The 22,338-nt window shown below is 66.6% G+C and carries 17 protein-coding genes; 9 read left to right on the top strand and 8 right to left on the bottom strand.

Going from position 1 to position 22,338, the window contains the following annotated elements:
- Window positions 1-2: 2 nt before the first annotated feature.
- From OG917_RS20210 to OG917_RS20200, 3 genes are read right to left on the bottom strand one after another with little or no spacing between them, the layout of a single operon-like run.
- Window positions 3-1,313, bottom strand: a complete 1,311-nt coding sequence (locus OG917_RS20210) for a CpaF family protein (protein WP_328319020.1) — start codon at window positions 1,311-1,313, stop codon at window positions 3-5.
- Window positions 1,310-2,137, bottom strand: coding sequence for a hypothetical protein (locus tag OG917_RS20205; protein WP_328319019.1), 828 nt, complete (start codon window positions 2,135-2,137; stop codon window positions 1,310-1,312). The genes OG917_RS20210 and OG917_RS20205 overlap by 4 nt, the downstream gene beginning before the upstream one ends.
- 40 nt (window positions 2,138-2,177) lie before the next feature.
- On the bottom strand, window positions 2,178-2,924 hold the full coding sequence (locus OG917_RS20200) for a hypothetical protein (RefSeq protein WP_328319018.1): 747 nt from the start codon (window positions 2,922-2,924) through the stop codon (window positions 2,178-2,180).
- Between the two features lie 786 nt (window positions 2,925-3,710).
- Between OG917_RS20200 and OG917_RS20195 the strand changes: the two genes are divergently transcribed.
- The 8 genes from OG917_RS20195 (at window position 3,711) to OG917_RS20160 (ending at window position 12,423) form a co-directional block, all read left to right on the top strand.
- The gene (locus OG917_RS20195; protein ID WP_328319017.1) at window positions 3,711-4,379 is read left to right on the top strand and encodes a hypothetical protein; all 669 of its coding nucleotides are present in this window, start codon (window positions 3,711-3,713) and stop codon (window positions 4,377-4,379) included.
- Window positions 4,367-5,398: a hypothetical protein gene (locus OG917_RS20190; protein ID WP_328319016.1), complete on the top strand. Its 1,032-nt coding sequence runs from the start codon at window positions 4,367-4,369 to the stop codon at window positions 5,396-5,398. The genes OG917_RS20195 and OG917_RS20190 overlap by 13 nt, the downstream gene beginning before the upstream one ends.
- A gap of 442 nt (window positions 5,399-5,840) precedes the next feature.
- On the top strand, window positions 5,841-6,497 hold the full coding sequence (locus OG917_RS20185; protein WP_328319015.1) for a hypothetical protein: 657 nt from the start codon (window positions 5,841-5,843) through the stop codon (window positions 6,495-6,497).
- Window positions 6,498-6,947: 450 nt separating this feature from the next.
- Entirely contained in the window at window positions 6,948-7,610 is a 663-nt protein-coding gene (locus tag OG917_RS20180) for a hypothetical protein (protein WP_328319014.1), read from the top strand.
- Window positions 7,598-8,617, top strand: a complete 1,020-nt coding sequence (locus OG917_RS20175) for a hypothetical protein (protein ID WP_328319013.1) — start codon at window positions 7,598-7,600, stop codon at window positions 8,615-8,617. Before OG917_RS20180 ends, OG917_RS20175 begins: the two co-directional genes overlap by 13 nt.
- Before the next feature lie 256 nt (window positions 8,618-8,873).
- The gene (locus OG917_RS20170) at window positions 8,874-9,401 is read left to right on the top strand and encodes a hypothetical protein (RefSeq protein ID WP_328319012.1); all 528 of its coding nucleotides are present in this window, start codon (window positions 8,874-8,876) and stop codon (window positions 9,399-9,401) included.
- 761 nt (window positions 9,402-10,162) lie between these two features.
- Complete coding sequence (locus OG917_RS20165) at window positions 10,163-10,822, top strand: hypothetical protein (RefSeq protein ID WP_328319011.1); 660 nt, start codon at window positions 10,163-10,165, stop codon at window positions 10,820-10,822.
- A 170-nt stretch (window positions 10,823-10,992) separates the two neighbouring features.
- Window positions 10,993-12,423, top strand: a complete 1,431-nt coding sequence (locus tag OG917_RS20160) for a PE-PGRS family protein (RefSeq protein ID WP_328322038.1) — start codon at window positions 10,993-10,995, stop codon at window positions 12,421-12,423.
- A gap of 117 nt (window positions 12,424-12,540) precedes the next feature.
- Here OG917_RS20160 and OG917_RS20155 read toward each other — a convergent pair whose 3' ends face one another.
- The 4 genes from OG917_RS20155 to OG917_RS20140 form a co-directional block, all read right to left on the bottom strand.
- A complete protein-coding gene (locus OG917_RS20155; protein WP_328319010.1) occupies window positions 12,541-13,074 on the bottom strand; it encodes a hypothetical protein in 534 nt (177 codons plus the stop codon).
- A 796-nt stretch (window positions 13,075-13,870) separates the two neighbouring features.
- Window positions 13,871-15,340: a PE-PGRS family protein gene (locus OG917_RS20150; protein WP_328319009.1), complete on the bottom strand. Its 1,470-nt coding sequence runs from the start codon at window positions 15,338-15,340 to the stop codon at window positions 13,871-13,873.
- A 383-nt stretch (window positions 15,341-15,723) separates the two neighbouring features.
- Window positions 15,724-16,557, bottom strand: coding sequence for a hypothetical protein (locus tag OG917_RS20145; protein WP_328319008.1), 834 nt, complete (start codon window positions 16,555-16,557; stop codon window positions 15,724-15,726).
- A 36-nt stretch (window positions 16,558-16,593) separates the two neighbouring features.
- Window positions 16,594-16,854, bottom strand: a complete 261-nt coding sequence (locus OG917_RS20140) for a WXG100 family type VII secretion target (RefSeq protein ID WP_328319007.1) — start codon at window positions 16,852-16,854, stop codon at window positions 16,594-16,596.
- Window positions 16,855-17,355: 501 nt separating this feature from the next.
- Between OG917_RS20140 and OG917_RS20135 the strand changes: the two genes are divergently transcribed.
- The gene (locus tag OG917_RS20135) at window positions 17,356-17,616 is read left to right on the top strand and encodes a WXG100 family type VII secretion target (RefSeq protein WP_328319006.1); all 261 of its coding nucleotides are present in this window, start codon (window positions 17,356-17,358) and stop codon (window positions 17,614-17,616) included.
- A gap of 106 nt (window positions 17,617-17,722) precedes the next feature.
- Here the strand turns inward: OG917_RS20135 and OG917_RS20130 are convergent, their stop codons facing one another.
- A complete protein-coding gene (locus OG917_RS20130) occupies window positions 17,723-22,201 on the bottom strand; it encodes an FtsK/SpoIIIE domain-containing protein (RefSeq protein ID WP_328319005.1) in 4,479 nt (1,492 codons plus the stop codon).
- Window positions 22,202-22,338: the final 137 nt, after the last annotated feature.

Genomic DNA, 22,338 nt, shown 5'->3' with positions numbered 1-22,338 from the left:
CTTCACCCCCAGGCCCCGGAAGGGCGATAGCCGTGTACGGCGAGGTCGTCGAGGCACGCCACCGGGGCGTGCGGCAGGACACGCCCGTCGGGCGTCTCGGCGAAGACCTCACTGGAGAGGACGCGGCCGTCCACGCCGTTGACCTCACGGACCGAGGTGACGGCACGCTGCAGGCGCCCGCCGCTCTCGAAGTTGTTGCGGCGCTGGACGAAGACGACGAAGTTGACGGCTCCGGCGATGAGCATCTGGCTGGCCTCGATGGGAAGCCGCTCGTTGGCCTGGAGCGCGTAGGTGGAAATACGGTTGAAGACTTCGCTGGAGCTGTTGGCGTGGATCGTGGAGAGCGAGCCGTCGTTGCCCTGGGACATCGCGTTGAGCATGGTGACGATCTCGTCGCCCAGCACCTCACCGACGATGACGCGCGAGGGGTTCATACGCAGCGAGCGGCGCACCAGCTCCCCCATCGAGATCTGCCCGAGCCCCTCCGAGTTGGGCAGCCGCTCCTCGAACGCCACGACGTTGGGGTGGAGTTCGGTGAACTGGTCGAGCCCGAGCTCCAGGGCGCGCTCCACCGTGACGAGGCGCTCGACCGGCGGGATCTCGTTGGCCAGGGCGCGCAGGAGCGTCGTCTTCCCGGCGTTGGTGGCGCCCGCGATCATGATGTTCTTGCGGGCCCGGACCGCGCAGGCGAGGAAGTGCGCCAGTTCGGGGGTGAGAGTGCCGTTGCCTACGAGGTCCGCCATGAAGACCTTGCCCATACGGGCACGACGGATGGAGAGAGCGGGCCTGCGGGCCACTTCCATCACTGCGGAGAGTCGCGAGCCGTCCGGCAGCCGCAGGTCCAGTTGCGGGTTGGCGGAGTCGAAGGGGCGGGAGGAGAGCCCCGAGTACGCGCCCAGCACCTGGATGAGCTCGATGAGCTCCTCGTCGGTGTCGGCCACCGGATCCACCCGGGACTCGCGCCCGTCCGCGTATCCGACGAAGACCTGGTCGCAGCCGTTGATGTCGATGTTCTCGACCTCAGGGTCGTCAAGCAGCGGCTGGAGGCGCCCGACTCCGAAGAGCGCCGCGTGCACGGCCGCCGCGTACTGCTCCTCGGTCTCGGCGTCGAAGGGGGTACGCCCGGCGTTGATCTCCGCGCGCGCGTACTCCTCAAGTATCTGGGCGATGACGGCGCGCGCGTACTGCCGCTCGTCCTCCCCCGACATCGGGGGCGTGTTGCTGGCCTGATCGACGCGGCGCTGCTCGGCGATCCGGTCGCCGGCCTCCTGCCGGTACCGCTTGACCAGGCTGTGGTCGACGGCGTCGCTCATCGACCGGCCCCGGCGCCCGGCTGCGACCAGGCCGCGCCGAACTGCTGGTAGACGTCGGCTGCGACCTTGCGGGCGCTGCGGATCAGCAGGGACTTGTCGAGCCGGCCACGGCCACGGCCGGAGAGCAGTGCGGCGCCGGAGGTGTCGTGGGCGAGGGTGCCTATGACACGGGCACCGGTCTGCGCGGCGACGAGCATGTCGTTGACCTGGTGGGCGAGCTTGCCGGACGCGCTCGACTCGACGACAAGCAGGACACCGATGAGCGGGGTGGCCAGCTGCGACATCCCGCGCTGACCGCCGTGGAGCTGGGCGGCCAGGGCGGCGGCCCTGTCCCGTACGCGGGCGATGTGCTCCGGTTCCGAACGCGCGACGAGCAGGACGAGCGCGGCGTGCGGCAGCAGGTCGATCGCGGGCGAGCCCCCGGCGATCCGGCCACAGTCCGCGATCACGTCGGCGGGCGCGTGCGGTGAGTCGCCGAGGGTCGAGAAGGCGTGTCCCAGGGTGGGCCAGACACCGGCGAGCCCCGCGGCCTGCTCGGCCGAACCGATACCCACGAGCAGCTCAAGGCCGCCCGCCATGGGCTGGGCGTGGTCCCAGAGCTGATCGGCGGCGAGCCCGCGGCGGGCGGCTGCGGCGATGGACAGCAGCCCGGTGTTCGGGTTGAGCGGGCCGCCGTTGGATGCGGTGGTGCGGTAGACGAGGTCACCGCCGGCCGGGTCGGCCTCGGCGAGCAGGGCCCGCCGGGGCCAGACAGCGGAGAGGGCAAGGGCGGCCGTGGTGACTCCGGGCGAACCCTTGTCTGCGGCGAGGGCGATGAGCGCCATGTTTTCTGCGTTCCTCTGCGTTCCTCTGGGGGTTCGTCGGTCAGCCGTTGTGGGAGGGGACCATGACCACTACGGCCTCCCCTGCGGATGCCGCCTGCGAGAGAGCTGCCGCGTCCGCGTTGTCGACCAGCAGGCTCACGGCGAGATTGCCGCTGCTGATGGTGGAGGCGTCGGGCGAAGCGGCGCTGCTGACAGTGGCCCGGTCCACGATGACCCCGCTGCCGGACGACCCGGTCGAACCGGCCGTGCCGGACTGGCTGCCGCTGCTACTGCTGCTGCTGCTGGAGCCGTTCTTGTCGCCCGCGCGGTAGACGGTGACGGTGTCGCCCGCCTTGATCCCGGCGGGGTACTGACCGTCCTTGAGGGAGAGACCGACGACGGCCTTGCCCGCGGGGGTGCCCTTCTCGCCGGTGAACATCTCCCCGACCAGGAGGGAGCCATGGTAGAGCGCGCTCTTGGCCCGCAGGGACTTCTCGACGGTGCCGAGCTCGTCCCACTTGATGTAGTTGATGGCATCGTCGTCGGCGACCATCACCGAGGTGACGTCGGTGGACTTGATCGCCTGACCGGCCTCGACATCATGCGTCAGCTTGGCGACCTCGACCCGGTTGCCTGCGCGCAGCACCAGCACCGTGGCACCGAGCGCGCCGACGAGGATCAGCAGTACGGCGAGCGCGGCGAGGGCGGGCTTACGTTCACGGGTGACCGTGGGAAGACGCTCACCGGCCGACTGGGCGGGTGAGGGAACCCTGTGGTTGCCTGCACCCGTGCGCTCCTGGACCTTCACGCCGCTTCTCCCCGAATGTTCTCTGCGACTGGTGTGACTGGATCTCTACGACATAGGCGAGTCGACTTCGCCGCCATTTATCCGGTTCCGATCCCCAGGCCACCGGAGGCTGTCAAGTCATCGCACCGTAGCAGCAGCACATAAGCGCCTCAAGACGAGATAAGGATCGCGAACTTCACGCGCATCGACAGGATCAGTCCAAACCGGTCAGAAACGACGGCCCTTGAGGGCCGCCCAAAGTTTCACGAGATTTCCCCGTCGGCGCCGCCCGCCCAGGAACGGACGTTGCACCCGCCAAGGCTCGCCGGGTATCCCCCGGTTCGGGCCCTCCAGCCCGCCGAGCGGCCGAGAACGGCAGCTGCGATAGCAAACATGTCCGGCTCCGGTTGTGGACACGGCCGTCACATCCGGTACTGCACGACGGCCTGGAGGCGGTCGGCGCCTCGGGGAAGCGGCGCCGGGGCGCCGGGGGCGGGTGGCTGATAACGGTTCGGGGTGAGCTGGGGGCGCGGGGGCGCACGTGGGGCGCGAGGCGGGCGCGCTCGGAACGGCTGGGGAGCGGGCCGCCCGGGGCTGCAGGGCCGGACCGGCGGGCCGGCAGCAAGGGCGCCCGGGCGGCCCGTGAGGACGGGGCGGAGCGGGCCCACCACTGCCCGCACCGGGGCGATTACCCCCGTAACACCACAACTGTCCTACCGGTGTGGCGCATTCGCTCTGGTGAAACCAAGGACGGCCCCGCTAGCGTCAATTACGCAAGCCCACAACCACCCCCACCGGGAGTCGCCCGTGAACCGCCGCACCCTGCCCGCTGCCGCCGCCCTAGTGACGGCGGCGGCCCTTCTGCTGACCGCGTGCGGCGGAGGTGACGACAACAAGTCGAAGAAGCCGGACAAGATCGCGGGGGCCGACGACGGGGCATCGAAGTCGGCTTCGCCCTCCTCAGGCGCATCGGCTTCAGCCGGCGCGGACCGGCCAAAAATCACACTGCCCAAGGACATCTCGTACAGCTTCGATTGGCCGAAGACGGGAAATTCCGACGAAGACGCGATTCTCTCGGACAGCGAACAGTTCATCAAGGCGAAGGACTTCGCCATTGTCAAGCAAGATCCGCTCCAGGAAGCCTACCGATTTTACACAGAAGGCGAGGAGGCTGCCTCGACGCAGGAGTACATCTCCGAATACGTGAAGGCCAAGGCTCGCGTTACAGGAATGGATCGATTCTATAACTCGAAAGTCACTTTGGGGACCAAGGGCACCGCATCATTCTCGTTCTGCGAGGATCAAAGCAAAGCATACGATCTCTACCTGAAGACCAAAAAGGTCGACAAGACCCCTCCCGCGAACAAGAAGGACAGCTACGTCCTCTACAACACAGCCCTGAGGAAGAATGAGAAGAACATTTGGCTCACTACCAAACTGTTCTCTCAGAGGGGGAGTTCGAAATGCCAGCCATAACGAGGCGCAACGCGCCATTGGTCACATTCACTACTCTGCTCGCGCTGCTCGTTTCCACCGCACCAGCCTCAGCGGTGCGGCACATCGGAGGCGGGGCTCAGACACCCAGTGGTAGCGCCAACGGCAAGGACATTGGTGCCGGGGCAAGCAAAACCAGCGGAAGTACCGGAGGCGTTCAGTACGCACCGGACAATGGACCAGGCAACTTGACTTCCGTGAGCGATTGGTCCCCACCCCCCTGTTGGTTCGCCCCCACATACTCTCCCGCTGAGTTCCAGAAGGAGAAGGAAGACGTCTGGAACCAGGAGTCGACCGGATACCAGTGGGATGCCCTCGAACGCGACAAGTACGTCAACGGTCACCCGTACAAGGACTTCAACAAGGCAAAGGCGGGGAAGGGCTATTGGTGGACGGCATACGTCGACGAATCCTTCCCGCCAGGTTGGGACGCATGTTATGACCGGGATGACTTCTGGGTCGACACCGGGCACGCGCCCCCAGCAAACCGCCCCGACGCGATAACCCCAAAAATGCTCGCGGAACTCGCCTCCGCACACACCACCGTGCCCGACACCCAGGTGACTCTGGCACCGGCGGGAGGAACAAAAGTCAACCTGCCCACCTGGGCATGGCTCGACAAAGCAGAGTTCAAACCGGTATCCGTCACTGCGTACGTTCCTGGCGTCTCGGCCACTACAACCGCCAAACCCGTCTCCCTGAAGCTCGAACCGGGCACAGACGACGCCGAGCTTCACCCGGGCTCAGGCGAATGCACCTTCAACGCCGACGGATCCATCGGTACGCCTTACAAAGCCGGTGACGCGAGCAAGACACCGCCGTGCGGAATCACGTACCTGCGCGCATCCGGCAGCAACGGACCGTTCAAGTTGCGGGCCACCATTACCTGGAACATCACCTGGACGGGAACGGGTAACCCCGGGCAGCACTCTCTCGGCACAGGCAGCTTCGGCACCACCCAGGACGTCACAGTCGACGAGATCCAGGCCATCAACCGCTGATCACCGCCCCTGGCACAACCGAGTACCCGCACCATCAGCACAGTCGCATTGTCATGCACCCATCGCCTTGGCCGGCACACCTCAACAACCATGAGTTCCGAACTCGTGCCGGCCGAATATGGCCTGCGCTCAGTCCCCTCGTCGCCCTGAGTCGGTGGACTGATACCGCACGCGGGATATCCGGTACGAACGCGATTACCACAAGGTGGGATCGCTCGGGTCCAGACCCACGGACCGGACAACCCGACGAACCCAACCACCAGGAGGCCCGTCACGCGGCAATCACTCCACCCGACCCAAGGGGCCGCATAGGACCATGCACGCCCCGTCCACTCGATTGCCACCCGTGCTGCAGCCGTCCCGACGGTTCGATCTGACGAAACCAAGCCCGCCAGACAGCGTGAATCACCTCATTCCCCAATCACCCCGCCGGGAGTTATCCGTGAACCGCCGCATCCTGCCCGCTGCCGCCGCCCTGGTATCGGCGGCGGCCCTCCTGCTGACCGCGTGCGGCGGAGGTGACGACAACAAGTCGAAGAAGCCGGACAAGATCGCGGGGGCCGACGACGGGGCATCCACATCCCCTACCCCCAGTGCGTCTGCTTCAACGGCCCCCGGCCGCCCCAAAATCGAGTTGCCGACGGACCTCTCCTACACATTTCAGTGGCCCGAAACGGGCGACAGAGATAAGGATGCAGTCCTGTCCGACGGTGAGCAATTCATCAAGGCAACGGACCTCGCAGTGGCCAATCAAGACCCACTGGACAAGGCATATCGCTTCTACTCGGAAGGCGAAATGGCGGCCGGAACACAGAAATACGTACAGGGCTATGTCGACAGCAATCTACGCACAACGGGCAAGTACCGATTCTATGACTCATCCGTGCGGATCAGCAAGGACGGACGGGCCACGCTCACCTACTGCGAGGACCAGGGCAAGGCATTCGGTCTGCACATCAAGACGAAGAAGATCGACCACACCCCAGTCACCAGCAAGAGCTATGTCCTCTACAACACATCATTGAGAAAGAATGAGCGCGGCGTCTGGGTCACGACCAAGATGTTCACTCTGAGGGGGAACGCAAAGTGTCAGCCGTGAACCGTCAGAGACGGCCTACCCGGTACTGACGCGCGCTCTGCACCCTCGACGTCCCCGCCGCACGCGGCGTCAGCAGTACTGGCATGTGCCCATCCGCCGGGTCGATGGGCCCCGCCCGAACCTGAGCGTTGAACCTGAGAGTCCCGACTCGGAATAGCTGGCACACCAAAACGGGGATGTCCGGCGCGAACGCGCTTACACCGCTCGAAGTTGCGCGCCCTTCAGGCCCACGAGTCGGATGGCCCGGCGGCCCCGACCGCCATCGAGGCCGTCACGCTGCAGTCGCTCCACCCAACCAACCTGTGGGGCCGCATGGAACCACACACATCCCCTTCACCCCAATCCTCACCTGTGTGGCATCTGTACTGATAGTTCTGTCTGGTGAAACCAAGTGCCCCCCAGATAGCGTGAATTACCTCAGACCGCAATCACCCCCACCGGGAGTCGCCCGTGAACCGCCGCACCCTGCCCGCTGCCGCTGCCCTAGTGACGGCGGCGGCCCTTCTGCTGACCGCGTGCGGCGGAGGTGACGACAACAAGTCGAAGAAGCCGGACAAGATCGCGGGGGCCGACGACGGGGCATCCAAGTCGGCTTCGCCCTCAAGTTCCGCCCCTTCGTCAGGTGGCGTCGATCGCCCCAAGTTCACCCTGCCGTCGGACATCAAATACGTCTTCGAGTGGCCCAAGACAGGTGACAAGGAGAAAGACGCAGTCATGTCCGACGCCGAGCAGCTCATCAAGGCGAGGGACTACGCGATCGTCAAGCAGGACCCACTGCAGAAGGGATATCGCTTCTACACCGAAGGGGAACTCGCCGCCTCGACGCAAAACTACATCGCGGAGTACGTCAAAGCGAAGGCTCGCATCACGGGGACCATCCGCTACTACGCTCCGACCATCTCACTCAATGGTGCCAGCAAGGCAACCTTCGCCTTCTGCCAGGACCAGGGAAAGGGTTACGACCTTCATCTGCAGACGAATAAGATCGACAAGACGCCAGTCACGAAGAACAGCTACGTGCTCTATAACACCGCGCTACGCAAGAACGCGAAGGGCGTGTGGGTAACCACAGTCCTGAACTCTGCGAGGGGGAGTTCCACATGCCAGCCCTGAAAGGCCAGTACGGCACCCTGGCTGCAACTGCGGCCCTAGGGTTACTGTTCCTCTATGCCAGCCCAGCCCAAGCTGACTTCGGAACCGGGGGCGGCGCCGCCGGCAAGGACCTTGAATCGCACGCTGGTGATTCAGGAAAAGGTGGCGGTGGAAAGCACGGCGTTCAGTACGCACCGGACAATGGGCCAGGCAACTTGACTTCCGTGAGCGATTGGTCCCCACCCCCTTGCTGGTTCGCCCCCACATACTCTCCCGCTGAGTTCCAGAAGGAGAAGGAAGACGTCTGGAACCAGGAGTCGACCGGATACCAGTGGGATGCCGTCGAACGCGACAAGTACGTCAACGGACACCCGTACAAGGACTTCAACAAAGCAAAGGCGGGGAAGGGCTATTGGTGGACAGCATACGTCGACGAAACCTACCCCTCAGGTTGGGACGCATGTTATGACCGGGATGACTTCTGGGTCGACACCGGGCACGCGCCCCCAGCAAACCGCCCCGACGCGATAACCCCAAAAATGCTCGCGGAACTCGCCTCCGCACACACCACCGTGCCCGACACCCAGGTGACTCTGGCACCGGCGGGAGGAACAAAGGTCAACCTGCCCACCTGGGCATGGCTCGACAAAGCAGAGTTCAAACCGGTATCCGTCACTGCGTACGTTCCTGGCGTCTCGGCCACTACAACCGCCAAACCCGTCTCCCTGAAGCTCGAACCGGGCACAGACGACGCCGAGCTTCACCCGGGCTCAGGCGAATGCACCTTCAACGCCGACGGATCCATCGGTACGCCGTACAAAGCCGGTGAAGCGAGCAAGACACCGCCGTGCGGAATCACGTACCTGCGCGCATCCGGCAGCAACGGACCGTTCAAGTTGCGGGCCACCATTACCTGGAACATCACCTGGACGGGAACGGGTAACCCCGGGCAGCACTCTCTCGGCACAGGCAGCTTCGGCACCACCCAGGACGTCACAGTCGACGAGATCCAGGCCATCAACCGCTGACGTCCCCTTCGCTCGAAGCCCAGGGCCCCACAGGCCCTGGGCCCCTTGAGCGTGCCGCGTGCGACGCATCGAGGGCCGCCCCGCCTCGGTGCTCGCGGAGGCAGGCCCGCCGCAGACTCACACCCGCTGGCGGACCAACTCCCCCACTGGATAACGTCGTACCGCTGGGGTCGGCGCGGCGGACCCCGAGGCTCCGATCGGGCGACCGAGCTCGGCGCCATCCGATGTCGTCAACCATTGAGGCAACACGCGAATCATGTACCTGGAAAAGGCTCCCAAGGTCTGGTCGGCCGTCTGCATCGCCCTCTATGTGGCCGGGATCGCCTACCTGGGCGTGGGCACCCTCCCGGACGAATTCGGCCTGTGGCTGGGGCTCTCGGCGCTGTTCCTGCTTCTGTTGCTGCCCTGCCTGGCCGTCCCTGTCTCCAAGGTCATCTATCAGCGCATCCGGATCGACGGCGGCATTCTCCGGGTCGGGCGCGAGCGCATTCCCCTCACCGATGTGGACCCGGCCTCCGTCCAGGCAGCGCTCCAGGGAGCGCTGCCCACACCGGCGGAGCGGTACGCCACGTCGATGGCAGCCATCGACGCCCCGGTGCCGGGTCTGCGGGCGGCGGAGAGCCCCGGCCCCCGCCTCGTGGGCGGCGGGTGGGCCGTCCCCATGGGTATGGACAGTGTGGTGATCTCCACCCGCCAGGGTGAAGCCCTGACCATCGCCACCCGGGACCGCAGTGCCTTCCTCTCAGCGCTGGCTACCGCGGCGGCCGGCGTCGACAAGGCCTGAAGGAGCGATTTCCGCAAGCGTGGGCGCGCCCGCCGCCTCCGCCTCCGCACGCAAGACCGCCGTCGTCGGACAGGCAGCTGCACGCGTGGCCACGGGCTTCGTAACCGGCCTGTTCGATGTGGCTGGTGGCAACGCAGATCAGCCGACGAGGCCCCGGAGCCTTGAGAGGCGCGTGAATGACACGGTGGTGATGGTGTCGGAGGGAAGCGTGGAAGTCACGGTCAATGCCGACTGGGTGGACCGTCGTCTCGCCTTCACCTTCGCACTTGTCGGAGACAAAGAGGACCGTGAACAACTTTGCATAGCCCGACCGCCGCCCTGGCTGGTTCCGAGAATTGCGGGAACAAAGGGGAGAATCTGAGATATGACGGGCGAAACGTATAGCCCGGTCGCAAGTTGCCCTTACGGTCGGTCCGGCATCCCGGACGGCGCAAAGAGCATCGCCACACACGCCAACCCAATGAGCTGGTTCTGACCTGTATCGATGAACCAGCCGGGCAGCCAACCGGGCCGCGCGACCGTTACTCGCCGCGGCACGGCATGGCACGGCAGCACGGCACGGCACCGCATGGCACGGCGCGGCGCGGCACCTAGAACGTTTCGAGCTGCGCGGCGACTGCCCTGATGAGGCCTCCACCGGGACCCTCACCGGGAGTCCGTGCCACACGCCCAGCCGCTAGGGTCGGAGCGTCTCGACCGTCAGTTCGGCCCAGGAGGTAGCGGTGGCATTCGGCAAGGGCAAAAAGGCTGAGGAGCCTGTGATGGAGCCCGTCGACTGGGCGACCGTGCGGAAGTTCTCCATCAGCACCATGGAACGCCCCGTCACGCACAAGCGGAAGAAGCCGGTCACGGGCGCACGTGCGGTGCGCACCCCCCAGGGCGGCCCCGACTTCCCGGTCAACGCTCCCTGCGCCTTCTTGCCACGCAGTGCCCAGTTCGGTACGGAGTCGCCCGCCGGCGACCACACCCTGTACGAGGACCCGGAGAGTCAGCGGCTGCTCTGTTCGGTCGATGCCCCGCAAGAAGTCGGCGAGGAGCGACACCATGTGGTGCGTGACAACCGGGGGCAAGTGATCGGCACCCTGCGACGCGTTCCGGCCAAGCGGCCGTTCCGGCACACCTGGCGGCTCGACCAGCCAGGTCACCCGGACATCGTCGGCCGCAATGAACTGGCCGGCGGTGATTCGGCGACGGAGCGGGTGGCTCGCGTCGCGATCAAGGCCACGCTGGGTCTCGTGACGTCCGTCCTCGACGGCGCGGGAAGCGACGGCGGCGATCAGGCCACCAGGTCCCGGACCCTGGAGTGGCGGTCCGGTGACGAAGTGGTGATGGTCTCCGAGGGAAGCAGGGAAGTGACGGTCGAAGCGGACTGGATCGACCGCCGGCTGGCCTTCGCATTTGCCCTCGTGGGCGACAAGTAGGCCGTATCGGCGAGCAAACAGCCTGCGAGGAACCGCAGATGTTCCGTCGGCGTCCGATGTGACGAATGACGGTGCGGCCTATTCTGGCTGTTGGCCGCAGGCCGATCCGCGTCATCCGCGTCGGGCGGCGCGGCATTCTGAGGGGGACAGAAACCATGGGCAAAGAAGCCATGCGGATGGCCAATCCGGATGACCTCGATCAGCTTGCCAAGCTCATTGACGGCAAAGGTGGCGTACAGGACAAACTTGACGAGGCATTCACCCGAGCGTCGAATCTTGGTGTCACCAGTCATCTGACCACGCTCAAGCCTTTGCGTTCGTGGGTGAAGGACACCGGTCCCGATCTGCGGAAGCGCGCAGCGATCGCGCGCCTCGAAAGCGGCGACCCCGAGGCCGGGGCCCGGTGGGCCGGCTTCTCCCCCAAGGACCTCGCCAAGTACCTCAAGGATCACGACGGGAAAGGGCTCACGCCTGACGAGATTCTGCTGGCCAACTCGGTTGCGGCGAGCGAGGATCCGAAGGCCGACGCGTTCAAGAGGCAGCCCAACGAGTCTCTGAACGACTGGATCAGCCGCATCAAGGCACACGCTCTGGAACAGATACCGGGGCTCGCACCGCACGCCGCGACGATCGTCTCCATCCTCGATCTCTACGGCGACTGGAAGTCCGTCGGCGGCACCACAACCGTCGTCACCATGCAGGGTGCGGCGCTGACGAAGGTACTGCTGGGCAACTCCCTCAAATCGGGTGTGCTGGTCCCCTGGAAGAACCGCATCGGCACGGTACTCGCGGGCCGCAACAACAGCCTGCTGAAGTGGTCCGGCAACAAGATCCTCAACTACGCACCGAAAATCCGGTCGCTCGGTGCGCCCGGCAGCTGGTTCCCGAGCAAGCTCAGCCAGTTCGCGCAGAAGATCCCCGGCACCCGGGGCCTGGTCGGCGACTTGACCGGCACCGCGTACGACGCCGCACGTGGGCTGAACTTCATGGACTCGCCCATCTGGAAGGGCGTGACGGTCAACAAGGCCATCAACTTTCTCGTGGGCTCGGACAAGTTGGCCGCACAGTACGGCGGCGTCACCCACGCCGGCCAGGCGGTCTCACGCGCCGGGAACGCCAACCTGCTCCGGGTGGGGGCCAACGCCTTCAAGGACGGACGGCTCGCAGGCCTGGGCCGCACAGCGTCGCTCACCAAGGGTCTCGGGGTGGCCAGCAAGGTCACGGGGGCGATGCGTGGCCTGGGGATTGCCGGAAGTGCGGCATCCACGGTGTTCAGCGCGGCGAATGTGATCGCGCAGGGCAACCCCGTCACCGCCTTCAAGAAGAACGGCGCGGGCTACGTCGCGGACGTCGCCGAAGTCGGCTTCAACGCCTCCATGACAGCCGCCATGATCGCCCCGAACCCCATCACCATCGGCCTCGCCGTCGGAACAGGAATCATCTACGGCGGCGCCAAGGTCGTAGAACACTGGGACGACATCAAGAAGGGCGCGGGCAAGGCAGCGGACTGGGTCGGGGACAAAGCCAAAAAGGTCGGCTCCGGCATCGCGGACGGCGCAAAGAGCATCGCCAAACACGCAAACCCAATGAGCTGGTTCTGACGCTGGGGCGCCGGCTCTCGGGCCGGCGCCCTCTTCAGGTCTGGTCTGGGTCTGTCCGGGCCGGCCCTGGGCTTCCGGGCCGGCCCGGGCAACAGGGCGCCCGGCCGTTGGGACTCGTCAGTCCCGGCGGCGCAGCCTGCCGTACAGCATGAATGCCTCCATCGCGGCGCCGAGCCCGACGCAGGTCCACAGCATTCCGGCGGAGAGCCCGTTGACCGAGCCGGCCAGGCGCGGGTGCAGCCAGCCCGTCGGGTCCTCGACCAGCATGACGCGCTGCCCCGGCCGGCTGTTCTTCGAGCAGCCGCTGGAGTCCCCCACGGAGTAGACCGCGGACCGCACCACATCGGTGCGCCTCACTTCACAGGTGTAGCCGTCGTCGCCGTGCCTGCGGTAGTAGCTGGAGACGTCGGAGATCACGGCCTCATGACGGACTCCGCGCTGTTCCAAGACGTAGTCGTTCAGAGCGGGGCCGAGGAAGAGCACGAGCGCGAACCCCAGGGCGGCAACGCATGCGCCCGGGCCCGCGCCGCACATGGCCCAGGCGACACAGAGGACGACCAGCGCGAGGAACGCAGAGAGCAGCATGATGAGCGTGCCCTGCCGCTGAGCGAGCCATCCGCAACCGGCGAGAGCGAGCGGCCCCAGAATCATGGTGCCGATGGTTGCGGGCCATCTGCGCGGGCGGGCGGAAGTAGCTGCTGCTACCCGGGTGTTCTCCATACCGGCGGGTTCTGCTCTTGCCACTGTGACGCAGTCCATTCCATCAGCGGCACGATCTGCCACGCGTGCCGATCCCTACCCCATGCCATGGAGCCGAGAATCCTACCAGCGAATTCGATATCAACGGCGACTCAGATCTCCCATTACCACTCCGACCCCCCATCGGGCCGACGCCCGAATAGCAGATTCAAGGGAGCGGCGAACAATGCGCCCGCTGTCGACAATGCCGAGGTATCCACCACCTCCAGCACAAGCGCCATTCCAAGGTCAGTGGCGTCAAGCTCGCCACGTACGTGACCAACCCTCATGCGTCCAACCCCGGGAACGAACCTGCCTCGTTCAATCTTGACAGAGGAGTCCCCTCGTCGGAGTTTTACTACCTTCCCGAAAACTCCGTAAGTATAAATTCGATCCCGATGTTTCATTTCCAACCATCTTGACCCTTTTCGCATACCGGTGATCTTCAGATTCACATTAACCATGGCGCCATCCACCTGCAACCACCCGCCATCCAGCGAGGGGGAGCCGCCTGCACCACCATTGAAAACAACATCCGGGAACCGAGGGCCCGACAGAACAACTTGCTTCAGAGTCTCGCCGTTGACTGGCCTCACGTCACGAAATACAACGACTTCTCCGAGTTCCCCTACGTTTCCATGAAGCCCATATCCGCGATCATCATCCACAGGTTCAAGTTCAAATTGGAAATCACCCACAACGCGTACCCCTAAAGCAAATTCAGAACGTTACCGACCCTGGCGAGTGAATGCACACCACTCGCCACTCCAGAAACCACATCGGGTGTCTTGTCCCTAATCCATTCACGGGTATCATGGGCGCCTTTCTTGATGTCGTCCCAGTGCTCAACCACCTTGGCTCCTGCCCAGACAGCACCCGTGACAGCAGATGCACCGATCGAGTACTGGTTAGGAGACACCATCGCCCAGGTCGAAGAAGCGTTGAACCCAAGCTCAGAGCAGTCTGCAACATACCCGGCACCATCCTCCCTGTTCTTGAAATGGGCGCCCGGGCTCCCTTGCTTGTAGACATTTACTGCACTGTAAGCAGTGGAGTAAATCCCTCCGATGACTCCGAACGATCGAAGGAACCCACCAGCCTTCCCGACCCCTTTGAGCCCATCAACCACGGACCCAAGGTGCCCTTTCCCAAGGGTTCGCGCATCCCCATATACGCCTTTTCCGATTTTGAAAAGGCTGGCCTGAACGGAGCGACCAGGAATTACTCCAGAATGGGTGAGCCCCCCATACATGGAGGCCAACCGGTCCGAACCGACGAGGAAATCGATCACCTTATTTCCCGAAACATTGAAAACAAGCGGCGAGGTCAGCACAGGTCTCCGGCGGAGGTAGTTGACTCCAACACCGATCTGATCCCCAATAAAGCCGCTCAGAAAGGGGATTCGGTTGGCTTCTGTATAGGCCCGGCTGCCGGAACCAAGTGCACTGAGATGGCTGGGCAACCAACTGCCCGGATACGAGAGTGACCGGATGGCCGGATTCCAGCCCGCCACTGGTCGCGCCCACAGGCCGACCCGCTCCGGTACCCAGCTGTGCTGTCGCGGCAATTCTCGAAGGATTTGAGAAAATCGGAGGCTTGCAGGTTTGAGCCATCCTCTTGCAATCGAATTATTGAACAGAACTTTAGTGACCTGTTGGCCTCGATAGACAGCAGCCCCACCGTGTGACAGCACACCCATCACGTCACCGACATCACCGAGCAGCTCGGTGATGTCCTCTTCGTACGCCCCGAGGCCTGGAATAGATGCAAAAGCGTGAGCTCGGATGCGATCCACCCAATGATCCAGGGATTCATTCGACTGCCGTCGGAAGACACTCGATCGCCGATCACCGCTGAGCGCCACAGCGTCCACCAACAGCAACACGTCAGGCGCCTTGAACATCAACCCGGCCTTGACGATTTCCTTGGCGTTGAACCCAGCCCATTTAATCCCGGCATCGGGGTCACCGCTTTCGAGACGTGCCACCGCTGCACGCTTACGCAGATCGGGAGCAGTATCGGTGACCCACGGCCGCATCGGCTTGAGAGCACTCAAATTACTGGAGACACCGAGCCGGGATGCGCGGGCGAAAGCCTCGTCGATTCTGTCCCTGACTCCACCGCGACCGTCCAGCAGCCGGGCGAGATGCTCCAGGTCGTCCGGGTTAACGGTTCTCATGCGCCAACTCTCCCTATTCGGAGGGTTCGCTGCTGTTGTAGTCGATGTGCCTGAACGGCGCCATCAATGCTGCACCAGTCAGCGTCAACGGGGTCGTGTTCCTTCTTCGAAGATCAGGGCCCGAGCCGGCGGGTGTCGCCTCGAGTCGCACGAGGCGACACCCGCCGTGGCCCGCCTGACCCCGCATACAGGTCTCCCCGGAGCGAGAGCGACTTCGCCCGAATCGTCCTTTGGCACAGCGCCTTGCTCAGGGCGCCCCGGTACGGGAGAACACGCGCCCCCAGCAGGTCGAGCGGGGTGTGCGAACTCCCTGGGTGCGACGTGGCCGCCATTCGTCATGAGTCCGACGCCCACCGGCGCTCACCGGCCCGTCATCGGACTGCTCACGCCTCGTCGATCAGATCCGCCTTGTCCGGCAGCAGGTCCGCCAGCTTCTCCCATATTTCGCCCGCGCTGGACCGGACCAGGACCAGCACGCTCTCCGGGGTCACCTGGCCCGGCATGATCGGCTCCTCCGGCTTTTCGCGGATCCAGTAGCCCCGGGGGCCGCAGTCCCAGACCGCCAGGGCGCGGAGCATCGCCGCGCGTTCGCCCTCGTGCTTGCCGTCCCAGGCCGTGGTGATCCGCCACGTCGCGTTCATGGCGAGCACGAGCTGCGTGAACTGTGTCAGGGCCGGGTCCTTGAGGGCGCTGTCGGCCTCCACCAGGGCCGTGTGCACGAGGGTGTGTGTCGCGTCCTCGTCGACGCCGTCGCCTTCGCCGAGCGCCACGAAAGCCGCGTCCAGAGCGCCCATCGTGGTCTCGATCCGGTCGACCGCGGGCTTCTCGCTGTCGCCGCTGCGGAGGTTGACCTTCCTGGCCAGCTCCCAGACCAGTGTGCTCGGCTCCAGCGGTACGTACTCGGACTCCTCGTCGCCGGGCCAGCCGTCGTGGGAGATGACCGCTTCCTGGCCCACGATGACCCCGTGGTTGACCGGGCCGTGCTCGCCCGTCACCTCCACCGTGATCATCACCATCGGATCGGCGAGCGCACCCAGCAAGTCGCGCATCAGCGGAGCGAGTTCACCCTCCTCGCCGACCAGGCCGATCTGCTGGAGCTCCACCAGGGAGGGCCACAGCTCGTCAGGCGGCGTCTCACCGTCCAGGAGGTGCGCGAAGACCCCGATATGGCGGTCGGCCAGGCGCAGGCGGCCACGGGAACTGTCGTACGAAGGCATCTCTCTCGTCCTCCCCCGGGCCTGACGGCCACGCGGCTACTTCTTGGGATTCTGCAGGTCCTTGGCGGACTCGGAGGCCTTGTGGGCCTCCTCGCGCAGCGACTTGGCGACCGTCGTGCAGGTGGTGCGCCAGCTCTTCAGCTTTCCACGCACCTGGTCCGCGTTCGGTCCGGCCCACGTCTTCATCACCGTGGTGCTCTGGGTGTGCGGCGAGTCGACCAGCGAATCGATGTGGTCGGCCAGCGACCTCAGAGACGCGGCCCGCGAATTTAGTTCCTGGATGTCCGGATTACCCATAGCAGCCTCCCCCGCTGTCATACAGACTGCGGTCAAGCATAGACGGACTCCAACAACGGGCAAAGTGCTGTTCAAGACCGCGCACCACCCGGCGTACGTAACTTACGCACGCGCCCCCCGCCCTCTTTTATGCTGCAGAGATATGCCTTCCGTCCTTCTGTGGCATTCCCTCGAACCTTCTGCATCACGGACACAGATCACGGACGCCGAGGACGCAGCGGCCGCAGGTCGGCCCGGCGGCCCCCAGCCGCCCCAGCCGCCCCCACCGCCCCCGCCCGCTCCGGGACGCCGACACCGACACCGACACCGACGCCGGCGCCGACACCCGTCGTAATGAAAGCCAACCGGGACAAAATTCCCATCGGGTGCGCCACGGGCAATCGCCCAACTCCGCCCAGCCGGAAGCCTGAAGGGGCTTTACGGGAACTGCCTGCTGTGCGGTAGCGTCCACTGTTGCAAACGGATAGTCCGTTTACCTCAGTGACAACGGGGAGGATCGCGATGGATCGCGGTGCAGATCTTAGTCAGCTCAGGGACTTGGCCAAGAAGTTCCAGCACAGCTCGACCGACCTTCACAAGCTCATCAAGAGCCTGAACACGGCGACGTCCGGTAGCACGGGTTACTGGAAGGGCCCCAAGGCCGACCGGTTCCGCAGCGACTGGGAGAACGTCCGTCCCACCTTCGAGAAGTGGGTCGAGACGCTGGCCGACGCTCACAAGTCGGCGAACACCAGCGCCGACAACATCGAGCGCGCCACCTGATCGAGGCCGGCTGTACGCAGGACGCCGGGGCGGTCACCTGATGTGGTGGCCGCCCCGGCGTCCTGTGCGTTGAGAGCCCCGGCTTCCCAGCCGTCGGGGGCCGCTCTCAGCCCCTCATCACGCCCTGCACGGGCATCATCGTGCCGCCCGTGATCAGCAGGCCGCTGCCCACCGGCCCCGCGCCCGCGTTCGACGGCAGGCGGACGCTGAACAGCTCGCCCTCCTGCGGGGTCTGCGGGGTCAGCAGCAGGCCGTTGCGCGACTTGCGGGCCTCCGTGGCGAAGCCCCGGTACTGCGAGGCCAGCGAGTCCGTCGTGCCCGCCGCGATCAGTCCGTGGTCACCGTCCGCGCCCTTCTTCACCACCGTCTCCAGTGCTTCGTCCAGGGTGGTGTCGTAGAGCAGCTCCGCGTCGTCCACGAGGACCACGTACGGGCGGCCCGCCGCTTGCTCCAGCAACTCCTCCAGGTCGTCCTCGTCGTGCTCCGCGTTGAGGAGTCCCAGGACGCCCGGCCGCCCCTCCAGCTCCCGCAGCGGCGAGCGGCGCGGCGTGATGAGGACGACCGGGGTCCCCCGGGCCAACAGCGACTCGGCCGCGCACACCAGGGCATTGGAGCGGCCCGACTTCGGCGGCCCCGCGATGACGAATCCGGGACCCGCCTCGACCAGGTCGACGCCCATGGGCCGCAGCTCGTCGCCGCCCACGCAGAGCAGCGCCCACAGGGGCTCCGCCGGGACCAGGTCGGGGGCGAGGGCCATCGCCTGTTCGGCGGTGATCCGCGCGGGCAGGGCGTCCACCCGCATGGGACCGCGACCTGCCGGGAGCCTGCCGTACTGCGCCTGGACCGCCTCGGCGATCTCCCGCAGCCTGCGGACCTGCGCCTGACCGGCGGGGTCGGCGTCGAGCAGACCGATCTGGGTCTCGTCCACACCGGTGTCGGTGATGCGCATGGCGCGCCCCGGCGGCATGTTCTTCGGGATCTCGCGCGCGTGGAGCCCCGCCATCCCGTAGTCGTTCGGGTCGGCGAACCGCATGACGAGCCGGTCCACGAAGGCCGAGGCGACATTGCCGCTGAGGCCCGAACGGTCGGCGGTCATCACCACCTTGACCCCGGCGGCCGAGCCCTCGCGGAAGATGCGCTGCGCCTGCTCGATCAGCTGGCCGTAGTTGTAGTTCTCGAAGGTGGAGACGAACCCCTCCCAGCTGTCGAGCAGGAGCACCATCCAGGGCAGCCGGTCCCCGGGTGCCGCCCCGGCCCGCTGTTCGGCGGCGCTGGACGCGCCCTCCATGGCGAGCATCTGCTGCCGCCGTGAGATCTCGCCGAGCAGCCGGTCGATCAGCCTGCGCACGCGGTCGGGTTCGTCGCGGTTGACGACGGCCCCGACGTGCGCCATCCGCACGAGCGGGAGCAGCGCGTTGGAGCCGCAGTCGATGGCGTACACATGGACGTCGTGCGGGGAGGTGTGCCGGCCGATGGCCCCGCCCAGGGTGCGCAGCGCCGTGGAGCGGCCCGACCTGGCGCCGCCGACGAGCATCGTGTGCTCTCCGTGGACGAGGTCGATGGCGAGCGGCTTCCTGGCCTGCTGGGAGGGCAGGTCGGTGAGGCCGTAGCCGATCGGCGGGACGTCCTCGTACACCGCGGACGGGTCCTGGAACTCGTCCAGTTCGTCGATGGTGACGTGTTCGGCGAGCGGCGGGAGCCACGGACTGCGGGGGGCGGGGAAGCCCATCTTCTCGGAGCCCGCGCGGACCGCGTCGACGAGTACGGCCAGGTCGGTGACCATCGTCCCGTCGTCCTCCGCCCCGGCCGAGCCCCTGGGTGCCGGGCGGCTGTACATCGGCCAGGTGAGCGGGGCGAGGGTGGCCTTGGGGCCGCTGCCGCCGGTGGCGGGCCTGCGGCCACCGATACGGGCCGACTGCACGCCGACGAGCGACTGGGCTCCGGAGCGCACATAGGCGCGGCCCGGGGTGGACTTGGCGATGGCGCCGGCGTCCGCGGCGTCGATGACGTCCTGCGACTCGGCGCCGTCCGTCACCCGCAGGGCGATCCTGAGGTTGGTGTTGGCGCGGATGTCGGCGCTGACCACACCGGCCGGGCGCTGGGTGGCGAGCACCAGGTGCACACCGAGCGAACGGCCACGCCTGGCGATGTCGACGAGTCCCGCGATGAAGTCGGGGAGTTCCGCGACCAGCGAGGCGAACTCGTCGATGACCAGCACGAGCCGGGGCATCGGTTCGAGTTCGGGGCGGAGCTTGCGGGTGTCGTTGTAGTCCTCGATGTCCTTGGTGCCGGTGTCGAAGAGGATCGTCTCGCGGCGGTGGAGTTCGGCGGCGAGCGAGGCGAGGGCCCGCTCGGTCAGGTGCGCGTCGAGGTCGCTGACCATGCCGACGGTGTGCGGGAGGCGGGCGCAGTCCATGAAGGCGCTGCCGCCCTTGTAGTCGATGAGGACGTAGTTGAGGGCGTCGGGCCGGTTGGCCACCGCGAGCGAGGCGATGATCGTCTGGAGCAGTTCGGACTTGCCCGCGCCGGTCGTGCCCGCGACGAGCGCGTGCGGTCCGTCGCGCCTGATGTCGAGAACGAAGGGCCCGTCCGCCGCCACCCCGATCGGGGCGGCCGTGGTGGAGCCGCCCGCGCGCCAGACCTGTTCGATGTCGTCACCGGTCGGGTCGGGCATGCCGAGAAGGCTGAGGAGCCTGGCCGCCGTGGGCAGGCCGCTGTCCGCGTCGTCGCGGCTGACGTCGCGCACCGGTGCGAGCGAACGGGCCAGCAGCTCGCACCAGTCGGGGGCGACCTGGTCGGCGAGGACCTCACCGGCCAGTTCGAGGCCGGAGCCGCGAAGCCGTACGTGCGCGGCGGAGTCGGGGGCCCAGCACACCACGGCGCGGCACTCCTCGGGGAGCAGCCGCTCGTCCTCGTCGAGGCAGAGCGCGAAGATCCCGAGGCCCGGGCCCTCCTGGAGGAGCTGGGGGACCCCGGCCATCCGGCGCAGCAGCCGTGCGCCGTCGAGCACGAGGAGGATGTGCGGGTCGGCGCCGAGCGCGCCGGCCATGCCGCCGGCGTTCTCCCGTACGGCCTTGCGGCGGCCGAGTTCGTTGAGGAGTTCGTTGACCCGCCGGGCGATGGCCTCGGAGTCGGATCCGATGAGGGCCACACAGTCCTGGCCCTGCTGGGGCGCGGTGTGCGGGATCCAGTGCGCCCAGTTCCACTCGGCGGCCGCGTCGCGCGCCGACGACAGGACGACCAGGGAGAGTTCGCGCGGGCTGTGCAGGACAGCGGCCTGTACGGCGAGCCAGCGGGCCGATGACAGGGCGCGCGGGCGGTCGCCCGCGACACCGACGACACCGAGCTCGGGGAAGGGCAGCGTGATCGGCACGTCCGGGATGCGGGGCGGCTCGGGGGCTTCGTCCTGGTGATCGCCCCGCCCGAGGACGAGTTCGATGTCGGCGGGCACGGTGCCGACGCCGATCCGCAGCCTGAGGACGTCCAGGTCGGTGAGGCGGCGCTCCCAGAGCCGGCGGCGCGGGCCGGTGGCGAAGAGCAGGATCTCCGCCGGGTCGGGGTTCTGGGCGCGGAGCCTGTTCTGCTCGTCCTTGCCCGCCCTGACCAGTTCGGCCTCGTACGCGGCGACGTCCTTCTTGTACTGCTTGGCCGAGGTCTTGTTCTTCTTCTTGCCGTCGCGGTTGTCGCTGATCCACTGGCCGAGCATCATCACCGGGCTCATCAGGCAGAACATGAGCATGTAGATCTGCTTGGTGACGAAGTACATGGCGAGGCCGAAGAGCAGCGGCATGAAGGCCGCGATCAGCTGGAAGCGCGCGCGCTCGCCCTTGGAGGGCGGGGCGGGGACGACGATACGGGCGCGAGGCCTGAGCGGCGAGAGGCGCGGGGGCCTGTTGTAGGCGAGGCCGCCCTCACCGGTGTCGGAGAGGTGGGCGTCAGGTTCGCCGACCTCGTCGAGTATGAGGAGCGAGTCCCCGATGCGGACAACTCCCCCCAGTGGCCAGACCTGTTCGTCCGTGACAGGTGCGTCGTCCAGCTGGACGGCGACGCCGGGCTGGGGGGTGAGGGTCGCCCTGCCCTGGACGTCGATGGCCAGCCGGGCGGCGAACGGCGGGAGCCGGACGTCGGCGACAGGCAGGGTGCAGGTGGCGGCCGAGCCGATCGTGGCGGATCCGGCGGCCAGCCGGACCACCCGGCCGGAGGAGGCTCCGGCCGCGACCCTCACCTCGTAGCGCCCGGCGGGTTCGCCCCGGCGCAGCAGCGGGCCGATCGAGTCGTCCACGGAGATCCGCATGCCGTCGCGCAGCACGGACCCCGCGGGGGTACGCGGGTCGCAGCGGTGTCCGTCGGCCCAGAGGGTGGGGGCGGCAGGTGCCTGGCCCGCGTAGGTGAAGCGGGGGTCGAGGGTCGTTCCTGGCAGGGGGACGACGACGGAGGGCACCGCTTCGCGGCCCTTTCCCTGCTGGACACCCCGCGTCGCGGCGAGTACCTCCGCCACGTCGCCGGCGGTGGCCGCGTCGTCCGTGTTGACCAGGACGTCCTGCGGCTCCTCCCCTTCCCGTACGACTGTCACCAGCACTCGCATGGTCGTGTCCCTCCCTGCCGGCCCTGGGTGGCCTGCAGGCCCTGGGTGGCGCGCTCGTCATATGGGTTCACTGAGGCTAATGGTTGCGAACGCGAGCAGGAACACATGCCCGTACGGCAACGGGCGCACTACGGCCG

Source organism: Streptomyces sp. NBC_00388 (assembly GCF_036061255.1).
In the GTDB taxonomy this organism is placed as follows: domain Bacteria; phylum Actinomycetota; class Actinomycetes; order Streptomycetales; family Streptomycetaceae; genus Streptomyces.
This window is presented reverse-complemented; position numbering and strand designations above follow the sequence as displayed.

Excerpts from the sequence above, each read along its gene's own strand:
- OG917_RS20205 (WP_328319019.1), bottom strand. The coding sequence starts at position 2,137 with ATGGCGCTCATCGCCCTCGCCGCAGACAAGGGTTCGCCCGGAGTCACC.
- OG917_RS20140 (WP_328319007.1), bottom strand. The coding sequence starts at position 16,854 with ATGGGTAATCCGGACATCCAGGAACTAAATTCGCGGGCCGCGTCTCTG.
- OG917_RS20210 (WP_328319020.1), bottom strand. The coding sequence starts at position 1,313 with ATGAGCGACGCCGTCGACCACAGCCTGGTCAAGCGGTACCGGCAGGAG.
- OG917_RS20145 (WP_328319008.1), bottom strand. The coding sequence starts at position 16,557 with ATGCCTTCGTACGACAGTTCCCGTGGCCGCCTGCGCCTGGCCGACCGC.
- OG917_RS20190 (WP_328319016.1), top strand. The coding sequence starts at position 4,367 with ATGCCAGCCATAACGAGGCGCAACGCGCCATTGGTCACATTCACTACT.
- OG917_RS20170 (WP_328319012.1), top strand. The coding sequence starts at position 8,874 with ATGTACCTGGAAAAGGCTCCCAAGGTCTGGTCGGCCGTCTGCATCGCC.
- OG917_RS20165 (WP_328319011.1), top strand. The coding sequence starts at position 10,163 with ATGGAGCCCGTCGACTGGGCGACCGTGCGGAAGTTCTCCATCAGCACC.
- OG917_RS20175 (WP_328319013.1), top strand. The coding sequence starts at position 7,598 with ATGCCAGCCCTGAAAGGCCAGTACGGCACCCTGGCTGCAACTGCGGCC.
- OG917_RS20135 (WP_328319006.1), top strand. The coding sequence starts at position 17,356 with ATGGATCGCGGTGCAGATCTTAGTCAGCTCAGGGACTTGGCCAAGAAG.
- OG917_RS20160 (WP_328322038.1), top strand. The coding sequence starts at position 10,993 with ATGCGGATGGCCAATCCGGATGACCTCGATCAGCTTGCCAAGCTCATT.
- OG917_RS20155 (WP_328319010.1), bottom strand. The coding sequence starts at position 13,074 with ATGATTCTGGGGCCGCTCGCTCTCGCCGGTTGCGGATGGCTCGCTCAG.
- OG917_RS20150 (WP_328319009.1), bottom strand. The coding sequence starts at position 15,340 with ATGAGAACCGTTAACCCGGACGACCTGGAGCATCTCGCCCGGCTGCTG.
- OG917_RS20130 (WP_328319005.1), bottom strand. The coding sequence starts at position 22,201 with ATGCGAGTGCTGGTGACAGTCGTACGGGAAGGGGAGGAGCCGCAGGAC.